We start from the raw sequence: 20,847 nt of genomic DNA on the forward strand, positions 1-20,847 counted from the left end.
TCCTTTTAAAGTCAGTTATAATAATTATAAAATATACCTATAATTTTAAAGTAAAAGGTCATTCAATGCTAGAAAAGAAAGAATTGCAACTCATTGGACAAGCTGTAGTAGTCAGCAGTGTTACTGTTGCAGTATTAAATGGAGTGTATCTATCTGGTATTTTCCCACAGGATGGAATAGTTTCAAGATTGCTAATTCTCCTAGGTGGAAATTTCATCAAAGGCGGCTACATTCAATGGCTAACATATATGGCCTTCTTCTGGTCAATCTCAGAAATTAAAGCATTAAAGGCCCAAATAAAAGCAGAAAAGTCCTACTTTAAGGCAAACCTGCTGCCTACGGATGAAAAGCACCTACTAATGTCTGACGATGTTGTTCAAATTGGTCAGAAAGTGAAAGACTTCGAGAAGAAGTACTCAAAGACTCTTTTAACTCAACTCATTAAAAACTCTTGTGCAAAATTTCGTTCAACGAAAAATGTTTCTGAAGTTCTTGAGGTTATTAATATCATCACTGACCTACATCGTGACAACTCGGAAACTGAACAGTCCAATATACGCTATCTCCTATGGGCGATACCGTCTCTAGGTTTTATTGGTACTGTACTTGGTATATCGAGCGCCTTGATGCTTGCAAACTCTAAAGACATGCAGCTAATTACATCAACTCTTGGTGTTGCCTTTGATACAACACTTGTTGCACTTATTTTAAGCATCGTTCTGATGTGGCTTTTTCACGACTTACAAAAAGCAACTGATCAATTTCATATGAAAACAAAAGAATATGTTATTGAAAACCTTGTTAATAAGATTGAGATGTAGGAAAGCAAAGAATGCGCCAAAGAAAGTCTATAGACGTTTTTAATATTTCATTTCTCGATCTACTTTCAGGAGCACTAGGAGCGGTCATCATCCTCTTTATTGTTGTTCCAAAGAATGAAACTCCTGTTGCTGAAAAGCCAAAAGAAGTATGTGTTGATAATTCTCAGGCACTCTCTCAATGTGAGAAGCTTGTCAAAGATCAAAAGAAAGTCATCCAAGAACTAACGGCCCAAATTACTCCACCTAAGGCGAAACCAGAACCAAAGCCTGAGCCAAAACCGACAACTGCTCCTGTTTCTAAAAGCGCTGATGTAGGATTTAACTTTAAAGGCAAACGCGTGGCCTTCCTCATTGATGTTTCGGGCTCAATGGGGACAGATGATCGCATTGGCCAAGTAAAGGCAGGGCTTAAGATGCTTATTGCCTCAATGGGTAAGGATTACTATGTCGACATTATCTATTTTCCAGGAAAGAATCGCAGTTCACAATATGCGCTGTGGGGTGTTTTACAAGACCTTAGGGACCTAAAGATAAAAGAAGAGGTTTACGAATTTCTAGCAAGTCTAAAACCCTATGGTGCGACTCCAACGAGGGCGGCGCTTAAGTATGTCATTGACCAATATCCACAACTTACTGATATAGTTCTCCTTAGTGATGGTTCCCCGACAAAGTCTGGGCGAACGACCTCACCGGATAATATCGACGATATTGTTAGGGATATCACTACAAAGAACAATCTTAGAAAAGTACAAATTAATGCCATTGGAGTTGGGGCAAAGAACTTCAGTAAGTCTTCGGATTTATATCAATTTTTGAAGAATTTAACAGATGCCAATAACGGTTTTTTCTATGGCTTCTAAAGTTGGCGAAATTTACGGATTTTGACAACTATAGTTTTTATAGTAATTCTCGCCTAAGTTACTGATTTAACAGGAATACTTACTCCACTACTTCAGCGACTTATCCAAAATTGTCATAATAGTGTCAATGAACATGGCACTTAAACCAACATTTCGTCAGCACATTGTAAGAGTTTTGTTAAGAGCAAGCTTTTCGCTACTCTTTTTTGCAGCAACTCTCCTATTTACTTCATGTGCTGGGCCAATGAATCCATTCGGAAGTGAAACTCTTTCAATTATTAATGATGGAGATAGTTTCGAAAATCTAGAGGCGTTTACTAATATCTTAGATACTCATCTAAACTTCGATAACGTTGGAACGAGTACAATAGGTATCGAATTTTTTCCAAAGAAACAAAATCGTCACACTATTTATGATCTTTATATTAAGATCAATTCAACTCGTGGAAAACTTAATTCTGAAAATATCGTAATATTTTGGAATGGTAAAAATATTACTTCTAGTTTTAAAAATAATAATAAAGTCATTTATGAAGACGACCAAAATATTATCTACAAGATTAACCGCCTAAGTCTTCCAGCAAGGCTTGAGACTGATATAAAAATTGGCTATCAATACCGTGGAGAGATTCGCTCGCTCTATCGTTATGAAGAGCCTTCATGTAAACAATTTACGGCGGCCAATAACAAAACAACAATCACAACAACTGATCCATTCAATGTAAAATCGAGCTTTATTGATCTAGTAAAAAAAGAAGCATCTAAAGTCCATACTAATCCCTCAATGCTACTTGGTATTATTGCCCAGGAGTCTGGTTTTAACTATCGTTCTGTAAGTTCAGCAAAAGCAATTGGCCTTACACAAGTTACCGATGCAGCTAGCCAGCACGTAATAAAGAAATATGACACATGGAAAGTTGATAAGAGAATTGAAAAACTTCCATATGGACTAGTAAAGTTTATGGTTAGATCGGGGAAGATTAATCATCAAAATGACTGGCGACTTAATCGAAAAAAATCTGTGATAGGTGGACTCGAGTATATTGAATACCTAAAGAAGTATTGGCGTGGCAATATTGACCTTGTTCAAAAGTCATATCCAAAAATCAAAAACCTTAAGACATTTGAGAAAAGCCAACTCTTTACAGACCTGATCCTTGCTAGCTACAACTCTGGTCCATTTAGAGTAAAGTCTCAATTAATAAAACTAGAGACTGACTGGCGTAACTCTGATCGCCTTCAAGAAGCAAAGAATTATATTAATCGCGTAAATAGTTATTGTTATCACTTTACACAAAATGACACTCAAGGAGTCATCAATGAAGATCAAGCCATTAATCTTTAATATTTATGCATTTGTATTTATTGCAATTGCAGTTAGTATCCCAATTCAAGTCATGTTCCTCTATGGACATGGTGCAACTGATATTGGTGCCATCTGGTCAAAAATGACTGTCTTTAACTTTATGGTTATGGCCTCTTGTTTTCTTAATGCTTACTTTTCATTTACAGCACAAGATGACATCAAGTGGAGCTTTCCATTATCGATTGGCTTCGTTTGTTTAAATAATTCAATTGTCTTAGTTTATGGAAATGACTTTGAAGCTGCTTCAGTTATTCTATCAACTTTTGCCTATATCCTTATGACTTCATACTTCATTTTGAGTCATGAAACGAATGTTATTAACTCACCTGCTGCTCAGTGGTGGAAAACAGCAATTCGCTACCAAGCGCCACTTCCAACAAAGGTATCTTCAACAGATATTCCAATTAACCTTGGTGAAACATTTGATATCTCTAGAACAGGTGCCTATATTTCATATAATACACCAACACAGAAAGATATCTTTAATTGTGGAGATACTTTTACTTTCAATATCGGAACAGATTTAGAACTAAAGGCCAAGGTCGTTAGAAAATCGAATGCTGTCGGACGCTACCCAGAAGGAATGGGGGTACAGTTTGTCGAACTTGGTGTTGCTGAAAGACTTCAATTAGAGAAGCTTTTAACAAGCCTTAGGCAAAGTGTAGATGAAGAAAATATGGATAGTGATAACGATTACGAAGAGTACAATAACGCTGCTTAGTCGTCCCCTAAGTAGCTTAAATAACGAGCTTGATTCTTAAATTGGCAGGGCCTCACTGAGGTCCTGTTTTTTTATTGGGACGATATTTCAAGTAAATTCTACAATCTCCTACCATCTGTTCATGAATTACCGTAAAAGCAAAGTATGTTACGTACAACTCTAATAATTTTAACTACATCACTAACAGTGGCCCAACCAATTGACCTCAAGGCCAATGGAGACACTGGCCAACAAATCAACCAAACGGAATTCAGAAAGCGTTTATCTGCGCTTTTGAAAAAGCAAAAGCGAACACTCTACTATAAAACGGCAAGACTTTATCTATTTAATAATATCTACGCTTATAATAAAAACGGCTCTGAGAACAAATATCTAAAAGATTTATACTGTGGAAAAGAATACGAAAATAATGTTGATATTCACTTAGATCAAGAGAACCTTCCTGATGGAAATATCATCAATACTGAACATACGTGGCCAAAATCTCGTTTCTTCGAATACGGAGACTCTGTAGAGCACGGAAAGAATGAGTATGACGATATGGTTGCAGATATGCACCACCTCTTTCCAACGGACTCCTTTGTTAATAGCATGAGGGCCTCATACCACTATGGAGAAGTTGATGAAAATAAGCTTCAAGACTGTGGGCAGTCAAAGTTTGGAAAGAATAAAAAGTACCCAACAATGCCTTTATTCGAGCCACCAAATGAAGTCAAGGGCGATATCGCTCGTGGCCTATTCTACTTTGCTGTCACATATGAGCTTCCGATCAATGATCGTGAAGAAGAATTTCTAAGAGCATGGGATAAGTTAGACCCAGTATCAGAATTTGAAAAGTTTAGAAATGATGAAGTAGAAAAGTATCAGGGCAACCGTAATCCATTTATCGATTACCCTGAACTAATTGATTTGCTAACGGACCTTTAATTATTTGATCTTTGCCATTTCACTTGCTGGATCCTTAGAGTTTCCATTCAAGCGACGGTCTAAGATCATTTTAAAATGAGAATAAGGGTATGCGCCCTTAACTGGAACACCGGCCACGACAAAACCAGGAGTGCCACTAAAGCCCAGTTTATTTGCACTTGCTACGTCCGCAGCAATCTTATTTTCAACGCGTTTAGAATTTACGAGTCGTTTAATTTTGTTAACATCTAACTTCATCTCTTTAACTAAGCTAATAAAGTACTTCTCACCATGGCGAACCTTATTTTGATTCTTCAAAATAGTCTCATGAAAATCAAATGCCTTTTGTCCATACTCAATTCGAATGGCCTCATAGTACTTGGCCGCAAGTCTAGCATTAGGGTGAATAGAATCAATAGGTAGATGACGATAGACAAAAGCAACGTCATCCTTATAATCATCAAGAACCTGCTTAACAGTCTCTAGAGCGCGATAACAGAATGGACACTGAAAATCAGAGTATTCATAAATAATAACTTTTGCATTCGGATTACCAATAATTAAGTCTTCGCTGTGTTTTTCAACTTCAATTGGATTTTTAAAAGCTGCTTCTAAAATCTCTTGCTCTTTCTTATTGCGATCTTCAAGGGCCTTCTCTCTCATTTGAGAGGCCATCTTCTGAAGTGTTTCCATGAACAGTTGTGGATTTTTTTTCATGACTTCAGTTAAGATTTCAGGATTCTTCTCCAATGTTTTTTGAAGATCACTTGCTGATTGCTTTGACTGGCAAGATGCCAAGAATAGCGCAATAAAGGCAAAAAGAAATGGAATGGTTAATCGCTTAGACATAATTGGCCCCTAGTAGTTATCGTTACTTTTGTTAACAAACCTTTCGTAATATTATGGCCAAGCTTTATTCACTCTACGTTAGAGTTATGTCAAATCTTTGAAAAGAATATAAAAAAAGGGCCTTATAAAGCCCCCTATTTATCAGTTATTCGACGTTTTTAATTTTATTGAGCAAATTGCGGGCGAAGTTTGTAACCAATTCCACGAACTGTTTCAATTAAATTCTCATTAAACTTCTGACGTAATTGAAGAACGTGTGTATCCACTGTACGAGTTGATGGATAGCATTCATATCCCCATACCTTATTTAAAATTTCGTCACGAGAAAGAGCACGGTTTGGATTTTCAACAAGAAGCTTTAAGAAATCAAACTCCATTTTAGTTAGTTCGACTAAGCTTCCGTCCCAAGTTACTTCTCTTGTATCATTATCAATTTTAAGTTTTCCAAGAGTTAACACACCTTTTGTATCAATATCCTTGGCCATGGCCCCTTGATCACCAATACGAAGCTGAACACGGATACGAGCAAGGAGCTCGCGAGACTCAAATGGCTTAGTCATATAATCATTTGCACCAGACTCAAGACCTACGACTTTATCAATAAGATCAGTCTTGGCCGTTAGAATAATCATTGGCGTGTTATTATTATTGGCACGAATCTCTTTAAGAAAGTCGATCCCTTGCCCATCAGGAAGCATCCAGTCTTGAATGATAAGATTAAATCCTTTTAGATCAATTTTTCTAGCCTCTTCAAGAGTTTGTGCCCAAGTTGTGTCAAATCCTTCCATTTTAAGAAAATCAAGTATTCCTTTTCCCAATGAAACATCGTCTTCAACTAATAGAATCTTATCCATATTTACTTCCTTTTAGGTAGCGTAATAATAAATTTCGTCGGCTTCTTTACCAACTCAATTTTCCCGCCCCATTCATCAACAATATTTTTAATAATATTTAAACCTAAACCAGTACCAGAACTCTTAGAACCTTTTACAAACTCACTCGTAAGTGTATCGAGATCCTTTGTAATCTCACCACCATCACCAACTTCAACAACAAAGAATTTGTCCTTTTCATAGATCTTCAAATAATGTTCTTCTGCACCATGAATAAAAGAGTTTTCAACCAGATTCTTTATTAAAATTTGAAACCAATAGTAATCAACAAAGATTGTATCCTGAACATCTATAAAGATTTCAATTTCCTTATCGTAAGTTTCCTTAATAGGAATGATTGTATCATAAATAAGGTCATCCAAATGATCTAACTTTTCATAACTGAAAGTTAGCATACCTGAAGCATTTGAACCTTGTAGATAGTGCTTAGACTTCTCCGTAAGGCGTTGTAGGCGATAAACTTCACCTGCTATACGCAGAACATCTTCTTGTTGATCTTCCGGCAAAGAACCCAGTGAACGATTCATTTTTTCAACGATAAGTAGTAGAGATGCAACAGGAGTTCTAAACTCGTGAGTTAGAACTTGAAGGGCCATCTTCTTTCGACTCTCTTCTACCTTATCATCCTTAATCTTACTAAAGAGCAGCCAAAGAATGATAAAGAAGATGACAATAATACCTGTAAATGAAGTCAGGGTTGATGTCGAAACAGACTGTAAGAGGTGTCTCGTGTTTTGTCTCCAACAGATTGGTCCATCATTATAAACACACCACTTTCCAGCACGTGCTCTTGTGATTTGATAGGGTGTCTGATCTAAGAATCTTTCAATGGAATCATTGGCATAGAAACGGTATTCTAAGACATTATACTGTCTTGGATACTTAATCCTTGCAAGTAAGAAATTCTTAGCAAGGATTGTCCCCTCTTCATTAATAATATCCTGAAGAGTTTCTTGTGAAAGACTTGCTAGAAGTCCATAGATCCCACCAAGTGGCCCAATCTCACGTTGAAGTTGAGCAAGTTCCGAGACATGAAAATAAGAAAGTCTGCGCCTTACCCAAGACGTCTGAGAGGCCTGTCCAGTGGCCAATTGATATTGAAATAAGAGATAAGCGTAACTTACTCCTGACTCGTGAATATAAGGGGGAGATTTAACAAACCAATTTGGAATATTTCTAATTCTACCACAGCGAATTTGCTCCCATACTCCCTTCTTGCGTGTTCCAGTTAATTGAGACTGAAGAATTTCAATATTTGAACAACCCTTTGAACTTGAAAGTAGAGATGCATCAAATTCTTCGATTGCAAGAGACGGATTAAGAAGCTGGAATTGCTCATCGGAGTAATATAGTGATGAGAAATTTACGATGGCGTAAGGAGTAATCGTGGTCTGCATCTTAACTTTTAGCTCATTAATTTCGTCAATTTGATACTGACTGGCAAAACGAGGAGCGAAAGTTTTTAAAACAAAACTTCCAGAAAAGAAGGCCACAATTAACGCCGTGAATATAAGTACAATATAAGGTTTCATTAAATCTAAGTAATCCCAGCATTTACAATATTAAACGTATCGTTAATAATTGTCCTAAATAAGTCAGAATATTGTCAATTAATCTTATGGCACACAGCAAGACCAACAAAAGGACGTCAAATGCTCATTCTTGGAGTTGATTTAGAAGGTATTAACGAAAATTTAACGCAAAAAGGTGTAAATCTTGAAGTTGACCGCGTTACAGAAATTGGAGCGGTTCTTTGGGACACACGTATCAACTCTCCAGTTAGAGTCTTCTCTGAACTTATCGATGAAAAAGATCGCTTAAAGCTTACAGAAGAAGTTATTGAGCTTACAGGCATTGACGAACAATTACTTGCTGAGTGGGGACGTCGCGGAGATGAAATCAAGATGGCCCTTGAAAGAGTTGCCCTACTTATGAAGAAGGCCGATTATATGATGGCCCACAATGGCGCAAAGTATGACAAACCAATGCTAACGGCCATGTTTAAAAGATATGGGATCGAGATGCCAAATAAAGTTTGGATCGATACTCAAGAAGATGTTGAGTACCCAAGAAGAATCACTCACAAATCGATGGCACTTTTAGAGCACTCACATGGCTTTATTAATCCATTTCCACATAGAGCTGTTACAGATGTCCTAGCAATGCTTAAGATAGCTTCTCATTATGATTATGTAAGAATGGCAAAATTAGCAAGTGCCCCTAAGGTACGTATTGTTGCAGAACTAAAAGCACCAAATTGGAAAAACCGTCAAGAAGTTGAAAAATTCAATGCAATTAAGCATAAAGTAGCACGTGCAAGATTTCAGTGGGACCCAAATGAAAAGGTATGGTCAAAGATTGTTTCTCAAGTTCATATTGATGAAGGAAAACTTCTCTTTGATTTCGATTGGAGACTTTCATAAGATATTCGACTCGAGCACTTCCGCCTTATCAGTTTCGTCCAGGAGTGAATCCTCACCCCTTAAAAGCTGGTGGTCATATGGAAAAAAGCGGCGAGCCAGAAACAGCTCGCCTAAGCTCTAGTGAAGCTTTTAAAACTAATGAAGATTATTTATTTGCCATAGACTTAGTAAATGAAGGCTATTTCTGGGAGGCCCATGCCTACCTAGAGTCTCTGTGGAATGAACATAACCGCACGGATGACTTTGCCATTTTATTTAAGGCCATAATCAAAATTGCAGCAGGGCTATTAAAACTTGAAATGAAGCAAGAAAGTGCATTTAGAACACATTTTCAACGCTGCCTCGAACTCTTAAATGAGTTACAATATGAAAATTTTTGTGGAATCGAAATCAAAGAGCTAAAAGTCTTGGTTTCTCATATGCTCAGCGAATCTTTCGAAAGCACCCCAGAGTTCTTTATCAAACTCAGGTTTTAACTTCTTCAAATCCATGGCCTTTCTCATACAATAGAGCCACTCATCTCGCTCAGCAAAACCAATTTTAAAAGGAAAATGACGCTTACGCATTCTCGGATGGCCATACTTTTCAATATATAGACTTGGCCCACCTAACCAGCCAGACAAGAACATAAAGAGCTTCTTATTAGCACTCTCTAGTGATCTTGCATGAGTAGCACGACACTTTGATGCCTTGGGGTCAGTATCCATGATCTCATAGAAATTATTAACAAGTTCCTGAACGCCCTCTGCGCCACCTAGTTTATGATAAGGAGTCATTTTAAATTTTCGAATAAGGAGTTCTGGTAGTTTAATTTTCATAAATAAAAAAGGGAGTCGCTCTTGTAGCAACTCCCCTCTTTATATATCACTAGTTTTGGATATTGTTAAGTAGGCGGTAAGCTTCAATACGCCCAGACTTGGCCTTTGTGATAAGTCCTGGATTAGGTACTGAAGTAGAATAGATTCTTTCTTTAATTTCAGAAAAAGAAAGTCCATCTTCTTTAGAAAGAAGAAGCCCAAGAACTCCTGAAACCATTGGCGTTGCCATTGAAGTCCCAGACATTTTCTTATAACGGTTATTTGGAACAGTTGAAAGAATATTTGATCCTGGAGCAAATACGTGAACTGTTTCTTGTCCATAGTTAGAAAATGATGAACGATTACCTTTACCATCCATTGCACCAACTGTGATCACGTTTTCAACTTCGTAATTTGCTGGGTACGTTGGCCTAGAGTCATTATTCATTCTTGAGTTACCTGCAGCAGCGACAAAAAGAACACCTTTATCACGTGCATTCTCAATCGACTCTTTTAGTGCTTCAGAGTATTCTCCTCCACCCCAAGAGTTTGAAAGGATTTTTGCACCATTAGCAACAGCATAGTCAATTGAAGAGATTGCATCAATTGTCTCACCTGAACCACTGTCACTTAGGAATTTGATTGACATAATTTTTACATTTGCCATAACACCCATAATTCCAGTTCCATTGTGACGAGCACCAATTACACCGGCACAGTGAGTTCCGTGAGCGTGACCATCCATAGGATCACCATCTTTATTTGCAAAGTCATATCCGTATACATCATCAATGAATCCGTTTCCATCATCATCAATTCCATTTCCTGCGATTTCCCCCTCATTCTTCCAAGTGTTTGCTTTAAGGTCAGCGTGAGTATAATCAACACCTGTATCAATAACAGCTACAACAAGGTCACGATTACCTGTTTCAACATTCCATGCAGCAGATGCATTAATGTCTTCACCAGCTTTACCTCTTGAGAACCAACCACCTGAGTTGCTTCCATCATTTAGAAGTCCCCACTGCTTAGAAAATTGCTCATCGCGATTTTCAGTTAGCGAAGAGTCATCTTGCTGAGGTGCAGAGAATTCGTTTAAGTTAATAATCCAGTTCTTCTCAACATACTCAACCGCAGGGTCTTGAACAAGACCTTCGAATTTTTGCTTAACGACAGCAAATGTACCAAAGCTTAGTTTTCTAACCTGAGCATCGGCCATATTTGTGTTAACAAAAGATTCGTAACCTGGTTTTAGTTTTACAATGTAACCATTGTAGTTTTGAGCTGAAACGCTCAGCGCACACGTCATACCTAGTGCAAGAAATAGTTTTTTCATAATTTATCCTTATGTTCATCCGTGATCAAAAGTAATTCGGATAAAAATAATTTCATTTAAATTTTCTTAAGACAAGTTCAGATTTTAGGTTGTAAGAAGTTGTTACAATACCCGAGTTTTCACATTGGTCTTTTTAAGCCTTTTCCTACTTTATTGATTTAGGTATTATGAAGTGCAAATTAGTAAAGGATTATAAATGTCAGATACAACTGAAACGAATAACGTTAAAACTAACCACGAAAAAAATGAAAATCCGTTCATCAACATTCTTTGTAATGTTGTGATTCCATCAGTGATACTCACTAAGTTCTCTGGGCCTGAAAAGCTAGGCCAAGTAAATGCTCTGATTATTGCTCTTGGCTTTCCACTTTTATATGGAGCGTGGGACTTTATCTCAAAACGAAAGTTTAACTGGATTGCGGCCATAGGTCTTGTCAGTGTACTTCTTACTGGTGGAATCGGATTGCTTGAACTGGATCGCACATGGATGATCGTTAAGGAAACTGCTGTTCCACTTGTGATTGGTCTCTTTGTACTAGCATCGCAATTTACAAAGAAGCCACTTATTAGAACTTTATTTGAGCAAATTTTTGATATGGAAAAAATCCATCTTGCCTTTGAAGCAAGAGGTTTACACGACGAGCTCAAACAAAAGATTCACGTCGCAGGATTCTTCTTCTCATCAACATTCTTTCTGTCTGCATTCCTAAATTATGTCCTAGCTGTCATCGTCCTTAAAGGAGCACCAGGAACGGTTGAATTTAATGAAAGCTTAGGAAGAATGACTGCACTAAGTTTTCCAGTTATCTCTGTTCCAACTTTAATTGTGACAGTGATTATTATTTTTACATTAGTTAATTACATCAAGAAACAAACGCAGCTTCCATTAGAAGAAATGGTTAAGCTACAATAATAAAACCAAATAAAAATGAGGGATTATGAAATTTAATCAACTGGGAAATACAGATATAAAAGTAAGTGAAATTTGTCTTGGGACAATGACATGGGGTGAGCAAAATACGATTGAAGAAGCTCATGAACAACTTGATCTAGCACTTGAATACGGTGTTAACTTTATTGATACAGCAGAAATGTATCCAGTCCCTGGTCAACAACATACATACACGAAAACGGAACAGTTCATTGGAAAATGGAATAAAATGCAAACTCACAGAGACAAGTTTGTTCTCGCCTCAAAAGTTGCAGGCCCTGGATCAATGGATAGCTATATTAGAAATAGTGACATTAGAAAGAGTGCCTTTTCAAAAAGTGATATTAAAACAGCTTGTGAAGCTTCTCTTAAAAGGCTTAACACTGAATACTTAGACCTATACCAAATTCACTGGCCATCGCGTGTGACAAATTTCTTTGGGCGTCTAAATTACGAGCATATCACTCCTGAAATTGAAGTCAGCTTTAATGAAAGAGTCGAAGCCTTAAATGAACTAATAAAAGAAGGAAAGATTCTACACTGGGGACTATCAAATGAATCACCTTGGGGAGTCATGAAATATCTTGAAGCGGCCAAGGAAACAAATACACCGCGTCCTGTTTCAATTCAAAACCCATACTCACTACTTAATCGATCATTTGAAGTAGGACTTTCAGAAATGGCCATCCGTGAAAAAATAGGACTACTTGCCTATTCTCCACTTGCCTTTGGGGCACTCTCTGGAAAATACCTTGATGGAAAAAGACCAGCAAACTCTCGCCTAACTGAATATGGTGAATACTTCACACGCTACTCATCAGAACATGCGCAGAATGCGATTAGAGCATATGTTGAACTTGCTAATGATGTTGGGCTTTCTCCAGCAACTCTTGCTCTTGCCTTTGTAAACAAGCGTGAATTTAATACTTCAAATATTATCGGTGCAACGACGATGGAGCAGTTAAGAGAAAACCTTGCCACAAGTGAAGTGACTCTTGATAGTGATACTCTTAATCGTATCGAAGAAATACACAAGGTATTTACTATACCTTGTCCATAGAGCTGGTACTTTCTGCCACTCACTCCACATAAGTTCTTGATTTAATTTAATTTGATAAAATCTAGAACAAGAACTTATGTGGAGGCGTTCATGTTTTCAAAATTTAAGCAAAAAAGTCAATTTGATCTTGGCAAACAAGAGCTTGCAAAAGTCTTCTTTGAATTAGAAGAGTTTGAAGATGCACCTCTCAAGATGGCCCTTGCTAGTTATGAAAACTTGAAAGCTGGTACAAAGTCCACTGAAGACTTCTTCTATTACCTAATTGAAGATTCAATTTTTACTTCCCTATATGCTACATTCTATGAGCGCATTTTCATGGCAATTAATCAGCATCCAGAGCGTGCACTTGAATTAGTTGAGAGCTTTAGCGCAGATGCCGATGAAAGGGAGCAAGTTATCGCAACTCAAACTCAACAGCACCTGGCCTTTGTTGAAAACTACGGAATGTGTAGTGGATGCGGCTCGTGTGAATACCATCAAGACGTGGCCGAATTAATCGTTTATTATCAAAAAGGTGATATCGACTTCTTTACTGAATTATATATTGGTATGCAGACAATACAATTTGCCATGGAATACTTTCTTTACGACTATATTCCAAGCGATCCAAAACTTGTTAAGCTTACGGCGCCTTCCCTTATGCAAAACTGGCGTGAATTAATCTACAACTACGCTAAACTAAAGGCCCGTGAATTATAATAAGACACAGGCCTTTTATTAAATTATTTAGTGATGACCGTGATCATCATCAGACTTATTATCTCCATGACCTTCACAGTCACATTCTGTCTCAGGTTTTCCACAATCATTGCACATCTCAACTTTTTTTCTTCTGCGCTTTTTCTCCGTAGAACGTTTTTCATCTTTAGTTTCAATTACACTATTTAAATCAGTACTAGCAACGGAAGTTGCTGTGTAGCTTAAACTTCCAAGTAAAAATGATACCATTAATAAAATTTTCATAAACTTTTCTCCTTTAAATATTTTCTTGGTTAAATTTTAAAATCCACTTTTCTAAACTAGAATAAAAAACAGGTATAACAATTAATGTTAGAATGGTTGAGGAAATGATTCCACCGATAATAACAGTGGCAAGAGGCCTTTGAACTTCAGCACCTAGGCCAGAAGCAATGGCCATCGGTAGAAATCCTAAGATATCAGTTAAGGCCGTCATCATAACAGGGCGAAGCCTCAAGAGTGCTCCAGATTTTATAACCTCTACACCAGTCATTCCCTTTTCTCTAAGGTTATTAAAGTTATTTACAAGTACTACTCCATTTAAAACGGCAATACCTGAAAGCGCAATAAATCCGACACCAGCAGAAACACTAAACGGAATCCCCTTAACGATCAATGCAATGACTCCCCCAACCAGGGCAAAAGGAACACATAAGAAGATTAGAACTGTTTCAAAAACATTTCTAAAAGCTGCATAAATCATAATGAGAACGAATACTAAGGCCAAAGGTCCAAGAATTGCCAATCGACTCTTTGCTTCGTTTAAATTCTTAAAATTACCTCCCCACTCCATATAATAACCAGGTGGTAATTTAATTTTCTCTTCCACAGCTTTTTGAGCTTCTTTAACGAACGACTCAGTATCTCGCCCACGTGGATTAATTAAAACAGCAATTCTTCGCTTTGTTTCTTCTCGGCTGTAAGAACTATAATGATCTTTAAAATTAATTTCTGCAACATCTTCCAAAGGAATAGTAGAGCCTCCAGTAAGTCCTACGGGAAGTTGTTTAATTTCTTCAATGCTTTGTCTTTTGTAGTCACTTAATCGAACAATAATTGGGAACCTTTTCATACCTTCATAAAAAATTCCAACTTGTTCACCGCCTATTGCTATTCCAACAGTCTCAAGCACTTCGGAGCTAGAAAGACCTAGCCCTTTAAGGACCTTATACTTTGGTCTTATGTCAAGAACAGTCATTTTTCCCTTGGCCTCGAGTTCAACATCTCCCGCACCTTCAATCGACTGAATAACAGCTGCAATTTTTTCAGCTTCTGCTGTTAGAACTTCTTGATCTTCTCCAAACACTTTTAAAGATACATCAGAGCGAGTTCCCTCCATAAGTTCATTAAAGCGCAATTGAATAGGTTGGCTGACAAGGATTCTTTGTCCTGGAGTTGTTGCCTCAAGTTGCTTTACGATATCGGCCACGATCTCTTCCTTAGGCCTTTTGGATTCAGGCTTAAGCATAATATAGCTATCTGAAATATTTGGTCCCATTGGATCCATTGAAATTTCGGCCGTTCCAATACGACTAAATACATGAGCAACTTCAGGTATATTCTTGATAATATTTTGCGACCTCTCCTCTAGTGCTACAGAATGATTTATACCAACCGATACAGGTCTAATCATTTGAACGGCAATGGAGCCTTCATTAAGAGTTGGCAAGAACTCTCCTCCAAGACGGCTAAAGAAGTAACTCCCACAAATGACAGCAGCAATAGCAAAAGTAAAGACAAGCTTTCGAGCCTTTAGAGAATAGTTTAAAACTGGTGAATAAACTCTTTCTAACCATCTCATAAGAAGTGGTTCTTTATCTCTTACATCACCTTGTAAAAGAAGTGATCCCAGAGCTGGTACAAATGTAAAAGAAAGAGCTAAAGCAGCAAGCAGAGCAAATATAAAAGTAGATGCCATTGGAATAAACATCTTACCTTCAATGCCCACAAAGGCAAAGACTGGCAAGAAAACAACAACAATAATTAATTCACCAAAACCTGCAGATTTTCTTATCTCCATTGTGGCCGTATGAATAGTATCTTTGATTTCATGTGAGGTAAGTTTACGCCCAAGTCCTTTAGAGCGCTCTTGTATATGCCTTACACAATTATCTAAAACAATAACAGCGCCATCAACTATAATACCGAAATCGAGTGCACCAAGACTAACGAGATTCCCAGAAATTCCATATTTCCTCATAAGTATAAATGTAATGAGAAGAGAAATTGGAATTACGATAGCAGTAATAAGTGCGGCCCTTAAATTTCCTACTAAGAGAAATAAAATAACAATAACGAGAGCTGCTCCCGTTAAAAGGTTGTGTTTAATCGTATCGAGAGTCGCATTAACAAGGCTGGAGCGATTATATAACGTTTCAATGTGATAGCCTTCAGGAAGTCCCTTCTTTATTTTTTCAATTTGCTCAGAAACGCGTAGACTTACATCCCTTGAGTTCTCACCTAAGAGCATAAGAACAGTACCTAGAACGACTTCACGTCCATTATGAAGTGCCGCTCCAGTTCGAAGTTCCTTACCAAACCCAACTTCAGCGATATCACTTATAGTAACGACTTCTAGATTTGCTAATCTCTTAACAGGAACATCTTTAATATCATCAAGAGATTCAAAAAGGGCCGACGCTTGAACAATAAATTGATCTGCAGTTTGTTCAACATAGCCCCCTCCAGCATTCTTATTAACACTAGCAATCGCATTTTCAATATCATCAAAGTGAAGCCCATACTTTGCCATTAGAGCAGGATCTGGACTGATATGATACTGTCTCTCATATCCTCCGATTGTATTAACTTCAGCAATGCCTTTAACTGTCAGAAGTCTAGGTTTCACATACCAATCTTGGATCGCACGAATTTCAGTTAATTGCTTAAGTCGCTCATCACCTTGGGCAAAATCGTCGGCCTCGATAACATAGTGAAAAATTTCACCAAGGCCCGTACTAACTGGCCCAAGTACAGGCTCTACAAAGCTAGGAAGCTGGCCTGATATTGCCTGTAACCTTTCTGAAACAAGTTGCCTAGCTTTATAAATATCAGTTCCTTCAGCAAAGACAACAGTAACTTGAGAAAGACCATAACGAGTTATTGAGCGAACTTGTGTTACACCAGGGACACCATTCATGGCCGTCTCCAACGGATATGTAACCGTTCTTTCTATTTCGTCTGGGCCACGGCCAGAAACTTGTGTATTAATTTGTACCTGAATATTTGTAATATCTGGTACCGCATCAATAGGTAGATGCTTAAAACTCTCCCAACCGGCAAACCCAATAAGAAAAGTTAATAAAATGACAACCCATCTATTATTAATAGAGAATCTAACAATTTTAGAAATCATTTTATCCTCCTCTTAGTGCGCACAAGAGTCGACAGTATCAGAATTTAAGTCAGCATCTGTCATTCTTAAAAATGTCACACCACTAATGGCCACCAAATCTTGTGCCTCTAGATCAACAGATCTAATCGTCACAGTATTCTTCGTCTGACTGAGAACCTTTACAAGTACAAGTGTTATCCAATTATCCCATTTACGATAGACGCCAGTAGAATACTTAATTCTAACAAGAGCACTCTTAGGAACAACCCATGGACCACTTCCTTTTATTGGTGAAAACTTTATCCCCAAGTTGTTGATGGCCTTATCACTTAATTTAAACCCATCTTCTTTTGTAAACGCTGTGACTGCCCCACCTTTCTTTAATTCAACAGTAGTCTCACTACCAAATATGATAAAAGAAAATAATAATACAATTATATATTTCATAAACTTACCTCAAAAATTTTTCCGTCATACATATAGATATTCCATAGCGCTTTAACTGCGGTTAACTCTCTATGATTACGACTTTTTAAATAACTATCTTTTTGTTTGAGTGAATCCAAGAAGGTTGAACTTGAAACGACTCCCCTTTGGTAAAGCCTTTCGATACGCTTATGCTTCTTTTCAATCACATCCTGTTTTAGAGTTTTTGATAAAATCCGAGTAGAACTTTCATAGACTTGCAATTGTTCATAACGTTCGTGATTTTCTTCGGCCCTTGTTAACTTAATATTTCTTTGGGAACGTAAAAGCTCACTTCGTGCGTGGGCCTTTCCACCTCCATTGACCTGGAAAAGAGGAATCGGAATTTGCAGATTAACTCCTAATTTCTTTACTTCCTCACTCCCATCTTTATCAACACTAAAAGATGGCCCAATTTGTAAATCTGGCCATGCTTGCGCCTTTTGATCATTTAACTTAACAGTAGCAAGTTGAGAAAGAGACTTTAATTTTTTCAGTTCAGGAGAATCTTTACCAGTGCCTTCGTCAGAAACTTTAGGCCAAGACTTAACAGCTCTTGGCAAATAAGGGTAAATCTCTTTAAAAGAATGTCCTGTTGCTATGTGAAAGAAGTGTTCGAGTTTTCTCTCTTCTTCAAATAGCTCAGACTCATTAACCTTTGCTTCTTCAAATGCAATTTCAAAAAGTGTTAAAGAAGCTTCTTGTTCGGCCGCCAAACGTGGCAGTTTTTTCAATTGTCCTATCACTTTTTCAAATGCCATTAATGTTTCCGCTAACACTCGCTTTTCATCAACAACTTGACGAAGTCGATAAAGATTTAAAATTGTATTCATTTTTATTTGAGACTTTATGGCCTCGGCACTTGCCTGGGCCTGCAGATGATATGCCTTTGCGGTCCCTGTTTTAGCACTATTTTTACCACCTAACTGAATTGTGAAAGTTAGATTAGTTTCAAGCTCTGATGTCTTCTCGCCATTATTATCACCTTGTACATATCTAGCTGATATTTTCGGATTAGGATATTGGCCAGCCTTGTCTTCGAGTAAGGCCGCTGATGAAACTTTCCCTTCTTGTCGTTTCACACTAGGATGAAAGCTTAACGCACAATTTATAATGTCTTGTGTACTCTTAGGTAATGAACATTCCTTGTGGGCACCATGGATATGGCGATTTCTTTTATGTTCTCGAACTTCGCCAGAGCCTAAGGCCATAAAGGAAAAGTGCATACCAAGAATTACTAGTATGATCTTTTTCATATTATACTCTTTGATAATTAATTAAAATTTGAACTACTTAAATATAAATTAAGAAAAAAGAGGTGGCTTATAGGCCTGATCTGGAAATGGGGAATTATAATTAATGGGAATTTCCCATTCTTGTGTATTTAAAAAAGGTAATCCCGAACACATTACGTGACTATCATTAAGGGATACGATCGAAATTGAAACACATGAACAAAGCTTTTTACAGCAATCAGCATCTTCATCACGATCCTCACCTCGACAATCTTCGCAATCGTCAGTTTCAAAGATCCCAATATTTGTAGGATGCATATGAGAGTCTTGAGTCTTAAATGAATTCATCTCAGAATTAACATTACTTACTTCAATTCCTGAAGTATTTAAGAATGTGAAAATAGAGAGTAAATACAAAAACCTTACAAGCATAGTCAGATTATACACACAACAAAAGTAAATGCAAACCAGTAAACCATGCCACGCATCAACTTACAAGTTCTATCTTTAAGCTAGATAGAATTGCATAAACTAAAACTCCTTAATATTATTAATAAGATTATAAAAAGGAGTTTATAATGAAAGTACTAATTAGTTTACTAATGCTTCTGCCTGCTTTCGGTGCAGGACTACAGATTGGAAACGAGCTAACTTCTAATCCTGTTGAAGGTAGTATCCGCTTAACTTGTAATGAGAGAAACCAACACGAAATTCGCCATGTAAATTGTAGTGCCAATTACCTAAGTCCATCAGAATTTTCGCGCTTTGTTTTAGAAGAAGGTGAAAAAGTCGATGCAGACGAAGTAACTCTATACTACAAAGATCACAAAGGACGCAAGAAATCGAAGTCATCTTCATTTGATGCTGAAAAAGGTGAAAGTTCAAAGAAGTTCAATCTTTGGATCTACACTCTACTTCAAAGGCCACTACTTAACTACTACGGTGAAAATGAAATCGAGTACAAACTAGAAAAAAATGGACGCGAAGTTGCAACTGGAAAGTTCATTGTTAATGTTGAAAAACAAGACACAAAGTACTGCCAAAGTGCAAGCTACTGGTCAAGCAATATGGATGACTGTCGCTTCCCACAAAACTTCTGTGCTCGCTATTTCCGCGATTACAACTACTGCCAATAAAAAAGTAAAATACAAAGCCTCCGTTCGGAGGCTTTTTTTATTCTATGATTTCAATTTTGAGTTGCCCAACGAAAGCCAGTATACCCTACAGGACAGAGTAAACTCTTATTCAAAGGGGGCAATCATTCAACTTTACACTAAATTTATCTTGCATATCTTTTAAAATATTTACACAATCTGACTCAAAGTCGTAAAATTTCTTTCTCTACAGGATAAGGAAAAATATCTGTATCCCCATATCTTGCAATATTTTTCAATGCTAGTTTAAAACTATCTTCCATAACTTTCCCCTTAATTTCTAAAATAAAGTTAATATATTTCTCGGTACAAAAGCGATGATCTATAAGAAAATTTACAAATTTTAGGTCATGCAAAAGAAGCTTTAGTATACTAATGATATTACAAGAACACTCAATAAAAAGCTAACTGATATAGAGCCTTACTTAATCAGCAGCAAAAAGAATCTTAAATTAATCCCCTAATTGCTTTGTCACTGGGCATACAAAACTGTACCAATAATTAACACAACAAGAACAAAACCTCTGACATATGTTTATTCATACTTATTAATTACATTTATCTTCTTTAACTTCCTCTAACCCCTTAGGAACAATTCGATAAATCATATGTGCAACAAAACCACTACACATAATTAAAGCTGAAGTAACTTTAGACAAACAAGGTACAGTGAAAAGATATATTCCCAGAACCAGTAACAAAAATGCAGCAATCAATAAAGTTCTATCTAGTCTAACAGGAACCATCCCCTTATACTTCATTTCACACACACCACAAGTTTGAGGTACTTTAACTGCATGTACCCAAGAAATTGTTCTTGTCTTACAATTTGGACATGCAAGAATCGTGAAATCTTTAAATCGTGGCTCCTTAACAAGCCTTAAATCACCATCAAACTCAGTTGGTATGCCCCACTTCTCATACTGTCGGGAAACGATATAAATAAAGAAAAACAAAA

22 protein-coding genes are annotated in these 20,847 nt (G+C 37.1%); 11 read left to right on the forward strand and 11 right to left on the reverse strand.

Annotated elements, in window-relative coordinates:
* The first annotated feature begins 65 nt into the window (after positions 1-65).
* From M902_RS04865 to M902_RS04885, 5 genes are all read left to right on the forward strand, one after another.
* The gene (locus M902_RS04865) at positions 66-821 is read left to right on the forward strand and encodes a MotA/TolQ/ExbB proton channel family protein (protein ID WP_021266716.1); all 756 of its coding nucleotides are present in this window, start codon (positions 66-68) and stop codon (positions 819-821) included.
* Between the two features lie 11 nt (positions 822-832).
* Positions 833-1,681: a vWA domain-containing protein gene (locus tag M902_RS04870; protein ID WP_021266719.1), complete on the forward strand. Its 849-nt coding sequence runs from the start codon at positions 833-835 to the stop codon at positions 1,679-1,681.
* Between the two features lie 127 nt (positions 1,682-1,808).
* Positions 1,809-3,026, forward strand: a complete 1,218-nt coding sequence (locus M902_RS04875; RefSeq protein ID WP_084710455.1) for a transglycosylase SLT domain-containing protein — start codon at positions 1,809-1,811, stop codon at positions 3,024-3,026.
* Complete coding sequence (locus M902_RS04880) at positions 3,001-3,768, forward strand: PilZ domain-containing protein (RefSeq protein ID WP_021266870.1); 768 nt, start codon at positions 3,001-3,003, stop codon at positions 3,766-3,768. Before M902_RS04875 ends, M902_RS04880 begins: the two co-directional genes overlap by 26 nt.
* A 144-nt stretch (positions 3,769-3,912) precedes the next feature.
* Complete coding sequence (locus M902_RS04885; protein ID WP_021266698.1) at positions 3,913-4,695, forward strand: endonuclease I family protein; 783 nt, start codon at positions 3,913-3,915, stop codon at positions 4,693-4,695.
* Here M902_RS04885 and M902_RS04890 read toward each other — a convergent pair whose 3' ends face one another.
* The 3 genes from M902_RS04890 to M902_RS04900 all read right to left on the reverse strand — a co-directional run bounded on the left by M902_RS04890 (position 4,696) and on the right by M902_RS04900 (position 7,948).
* Positions 4,696-5,523, reverse strand: coding sequence for a thioredoxin domain-containing protein (locus tag M902_RS04890; RefSeq protein ID WP_021267035.1), 828 nt, complete (start codon positions 5,521-5,523; stop codon positions 4,696-4,698). It lies immediately after the preceding gene.
* Between the two features lie 164 nt (positions 5,524-5,687).
* Positions 5,688-6,377, reverse strand: coding sequence for a response regulator transcription factor (locus tag M902_RS04895; protein ID WP_021266599.1), 690 nt, complete (start codon positions 6,375-6,377; stop codon positions 5,688-5,690).
* A gap of 2 nt (positions 6,378-6,379) precedes the next feature.
* Complete coding sequence (locus tag M902_RS04900) at positions 6,380-7,948, reverse strand: sensor histidine kinase KdpD (RefSeq protein WP_021266905.1); 1,569 nt, start codon at positions 7,946-7,948, stop codon at positions 6,380-6,382.
* A 120-nt stretch (positions 7,949-8,068) separates the two neighbouring features.
* On the opposite strand from M902_RS04900, the gene M902_RS04905 reads away from it, so the two are divergent.
* Entirely contained in the window at positions 8,069-8,839 is a 771-nt protein-coding gene (locus M902_RS04905) for a 3'-5' exonuclease (RefSeq protein WP_021266815.1), read from the forward strand.
* Positions 8,840-8,916: 77 nt separating this feature from the next.
* The gene (locus tag M902_RS04910; protein WP_156979718.1) at positions 8,917-9,315 is read left to right on the forward strand and encodes a DUF309 domain-containing protein; all 399 of its coding nucleotides are present in this window, start codon (positions 8,917-8,919) and stop codon (positions 9,313-9,315) included.
* Here M902_RS04910 and M902_RS04915 read toward each other — a convergent pair.
* Complete coding sequence (locus M902_RS04915; protein ID WP_021266761.1) at positions 9,238-9,657, reverse strand: group II truncated hemoglobin; 420 nt, start codon at positions 9,655-9,657, stop codon at positions 9,238-9,240. The genes M902_RS04910 and M902_RS04915 overlap by 78 nt on opposite strands.
* A 49-nt stretch (positions 9,658-9,706) precedes the next feature.
* Complete coding sequence (locus tag M902_RS04920) at positions 9,707-10,972, reverse strand: S8 family peptidase (protein ID WP_021266553.1); 1,266 nt, start codon at positions 10,970-10,972, stop codon at positions 9,707-9,709.
* 196 nt (positions 10,973-11,168) lie between these two features.
* Between M902_RS04920 and M902_RS04925 the strand changes: the two genes are divergently transcribed.
* The 3 genes from M902_RS04925 (at position 11,169) to M902_RS04935 (ending at position 13,662) form a co-directional block, all read left to right on the forward strand.
* Positions 11,169-11,885, forward strand: a complete 717-nt coding sequence (locus M902_RS04925; RefSeq protein ID WP_021266568.1) for a VC0807 family protein — start codon at positions 11,169-11,171, stop codon at positions 11,883-11,885.
* Between the two features lie 25 nt (positions 11,886-11,910).
* The gene (locus M902_RS04930; protein ID WP_021267125.1) at positions 11,911-12,963 is read left to right on the forward strand and encodes an aldo/keto reductase; all 1,053 of its coding nucleotides are present in this window, start codon (positions 11,911-11,913) and stop codon (positions 12,961-12,963) included.
* 90 nt (positions 12,964-13,053) lie between these two features.
* Positions 13,054-13,662 (forward strand): hypothetical protein, encoded by a 609-nt coding sequence (locus M902_RS04935; RefSeq protein WP_021267044.1) that lies wholly within the window; start codon positions 13,054-13,056, stop codon positions 13,660-13,662.
* A gap of 27 nt (positions 13,663-13,689) precedes the next feature.
* Here M902_RS04935 and M902_RS04940 read toward each other — a convergent pair whose 3' ends face one another.
* From M902_RS04940 to M902_RS04960, 5 genes are read right to left on the reverse strand one after another with little or no spacing between them, the layout of a single operon-like run.
* Entirely contained in the window at positions 13,690-13,926 is a 237-nt protein-coding gene (locus M902_RS04940) for a hypothetical protein (protein ID WP_021266558.1), read from the reverse strand.
* A gap of 13 nt (positions 13,927-13,939) precedes the next feature.
* Positions 13,940-17,056, reverse strand: a complete 3,117-nt coding sequence (locus tag M902_RS04945) for an efflux RND transporter permease subunit (RefSeq protein WP_021266628.1) — start codon at positions 17,054-17,056, stop codon at positions 13,940-13,942.
* Between the two features lie 12 nt (positions 17,057-17,068).
* Positions 17,069-17,482, reverse strand: coding sequence for a hypothetical protein (locus M902_RS04950; RefSeq protein WP_021266727.1), 414 nt, complete (start codon positions 17,480-17,482; stop codon positions 17,069-17,071).
* Positions 17,479-18,756 carry a TolC family protein gene (locus M902_RS04955; protein WP_021266797.1) on the reverse strand — a complete coding sequence of 426 codons (1,278 nt, stop codon included), beginning with the start codon at positions 18,754-18,756 and terminating at the stop codon, positions 17,479-17,481. The genes M902_RS04950 and M902_RS04955 overlap by 4 nt, the downstream gene beginning before the upstream one ends.
* Positions 18,757-18,804: 48 nt before the next feature.
* Positions 18,805-19,167: a hypothetical protein gene (locus M902_RS04960; RefSeq protein ID WP_156979719.1), complete on the reverse strand. Its 363-nt coding sequence runs from the start codon at positions 19,165-19,167 to the stop codon at positions 18,805-18,807.
* 146 nt (positions 19,168-19,313) lie between these two features.
* Between M902_RS04960 and M902_RS04965 the strand changes: the two genes are divergently transcribed.
* Positions 19,314-19,871, forward strand: a complete 558-nt coding sequence (locus M902_RS04965) for a hypothetical protein (protein WP_021267039.1) — start codon at positions 19,314-19,316, stop codon at positions 19,869-19,871.
* Positions 19,872-20,437: 566 nt separating this feature from the next.
* Here the strand turns inward: M902_RS04965 and M902_RS16435 are convergent.
* A complete protein-coding gene (locus M902_RS16435; RefSeq protein WP_156979720.1) occupies positions 20,438-20,845 on the reverse strand; it encodes a hypothetical protein in 408 nt (135 codons plus the stop codon).
* Positions 20,846-20,847: the final 2 nt, after the last annotated feature.

It is taken from the genome of Bacteriovorax sp. BAL6_X (genome assembly GCF_000443995.1).
Classification (GTDB): Bacteria; Bdellovibrionota; Bacteriovoracia; order Bacteriovoracales; family Bacteriovoracaceae; genus Halobacteriovorax_A.

What these genes read in the sequence shown, in the direction of transcription:
- M902_RS04930 (WP_021267125.1), top strand. Translation starts at nt 11,911, where the DNA reads ATGAAATTTAATCAACTGGGAAATACAGATATAAAAGTAAGTGAAATT.
- M902_RS04925 (WP_021266568.1), top strand. Translation starts at nt 11,169, where the DNA reads ATGTCAGATACAACTGAAACGAATAACGTTAAAACTAACCACGAAAAA.
- M902_RS04945 (WP_021266628.1), bottom strand. Translation starts at nt 17,056, where the DNA reads ATGATTTCTAAAATTGTTAGATTCTCTATTAATAATAGATGGGTTGTC.
- M902_RS04935 (WP_021267044.1), top strand. Translation starts at nt 13,054, where the DNA reads ATGTTTTCAAAATTTAAGCAAAAAAGTCAATTTGATCTTGGCAAACAA.
- M902_RS04865 (WP_021266716.1), top strand. Translation starts at nt 66, where the DNA reads ATGCTAGAAAAGAAAGAATTGCAACTCATTGGACAAGCTGTAGTAGTC.
- M902_RS04885 (WP_021266698.1), top strand. Translation starts at nt 3,913, where the DNA reads ATGTTACGTACAACTCTAATAATTTTAACTACATCACTAACAGTGGCC.
- M902_RS04880 (WP_021266870.1), top strand. Translation starts at nt 3,001, where the DNA reads ATGAAGATCAAGCCATTAATCTTTAATATTTATGCATTTGTATTTATT.
- M902_RS04875 (WP_084710455.1), top strand. Translation starts at nt 1,809, where the DNA reads ATGAACATGGCACTTAAACCAACATTTCGTCAGCACATTGTAAGAGTT.
- M902_RS04965 (WP_021267039.1), top strand. Translation starts at nt 19,314, where the DNA reads ATGAAAGTACTAATTAGTTTACTAATGCTTCTGCCTGCTTTCGGTGCA.
- M902_RS04870 (WP_021266719.1), top strand. Translation starts at nt 833, where the DNA reads ATGCGCCAAAGAAAGTCTATAGACGTTTTTAATATTTCATTTCTCGAT.
- M902_RS04915 (WP_021266761.1), bottom strand. Translation starts at nt 9,657, where the DNA reads ATGAAAATTAAACTACCAGAACTCCTTATTCGAAAATTTAAAATGACT.
- M902_RS04910 (WP_156979718.1), top strand. Translation starts at nt 8,917, where the DNA reads ATGGAAAAAAGCGGCGAGCCAGAAACAGCTCGCCTAAGCTCTAGTGAA.
- M902_RS04920 (WP_021266553.1), bottom strand. Translation starts at nt 10,972, where the DNA reads ATGAAAAAACTATTTCTTGCACTAGGTATGACGTGTGCGCTGAGCGTT.
- M902_RS04905 (WP_021266815.1), top strand. Translation starts at nt 8,069, where the DNA reads ATGCTCATTCTTGGAGTTGATTTAGAAGGTATTAACGAAAATTTAACG.
- M902_RS04940 (WP_021266558.1), bottom strand. Translation starts at nt 13,926, where the DNA reads ATGAAAATTTTATTAATGGTATCATTTTTACTTGGAAGTTTAAGCTAC.
- M902_RS04955 (WP_021266797.1), bottom strand. Translation starts at nt 18,756, where the DNA reads ATGAAAAAGATCATACTAGTAATTCTTGGTATGCACTTTTCCTTTATG.
- M902_RS04895 (WP_021266599.1), bottom strand. Translation starts at nt 6,377, where the DNA reads ATGGATAAGATTCTATTAGTTGAAGACGATGTTTCATTGGGAAAAGGA.
- M902_RS04900 (WP_021266905.1), bottom strand. Translation starts at nt 7,948, where the DNA reads ATGAAACCTTATATTGTACTTATATTCACGGCGTTAATTGTGGCCTTC.
- M902_RS04960 (WP_156979719.1), bottom strand. Translation starts at nt 19,167, where the DNA reads ATGCTTGTAAGGTTTTTGTATTTACTCTCTATTTTCACATTCTTAAAT.
- M902_RS04890 (WP_021267035.1), bottom strand. Translation starts at nt 5,523, where the DNA reads ATGTCTAAGCGATTAACCATTCCATTTCTTTTTGCCTTTATTGCGCTA.
- M902_RS04950 (WP_021266727.1), bottom strand. Translation starts at nt 17,482, where the DNA reads ATGAAATATATAATTGTATTATTATTTTCTTTTATCATATTTGGTAGT.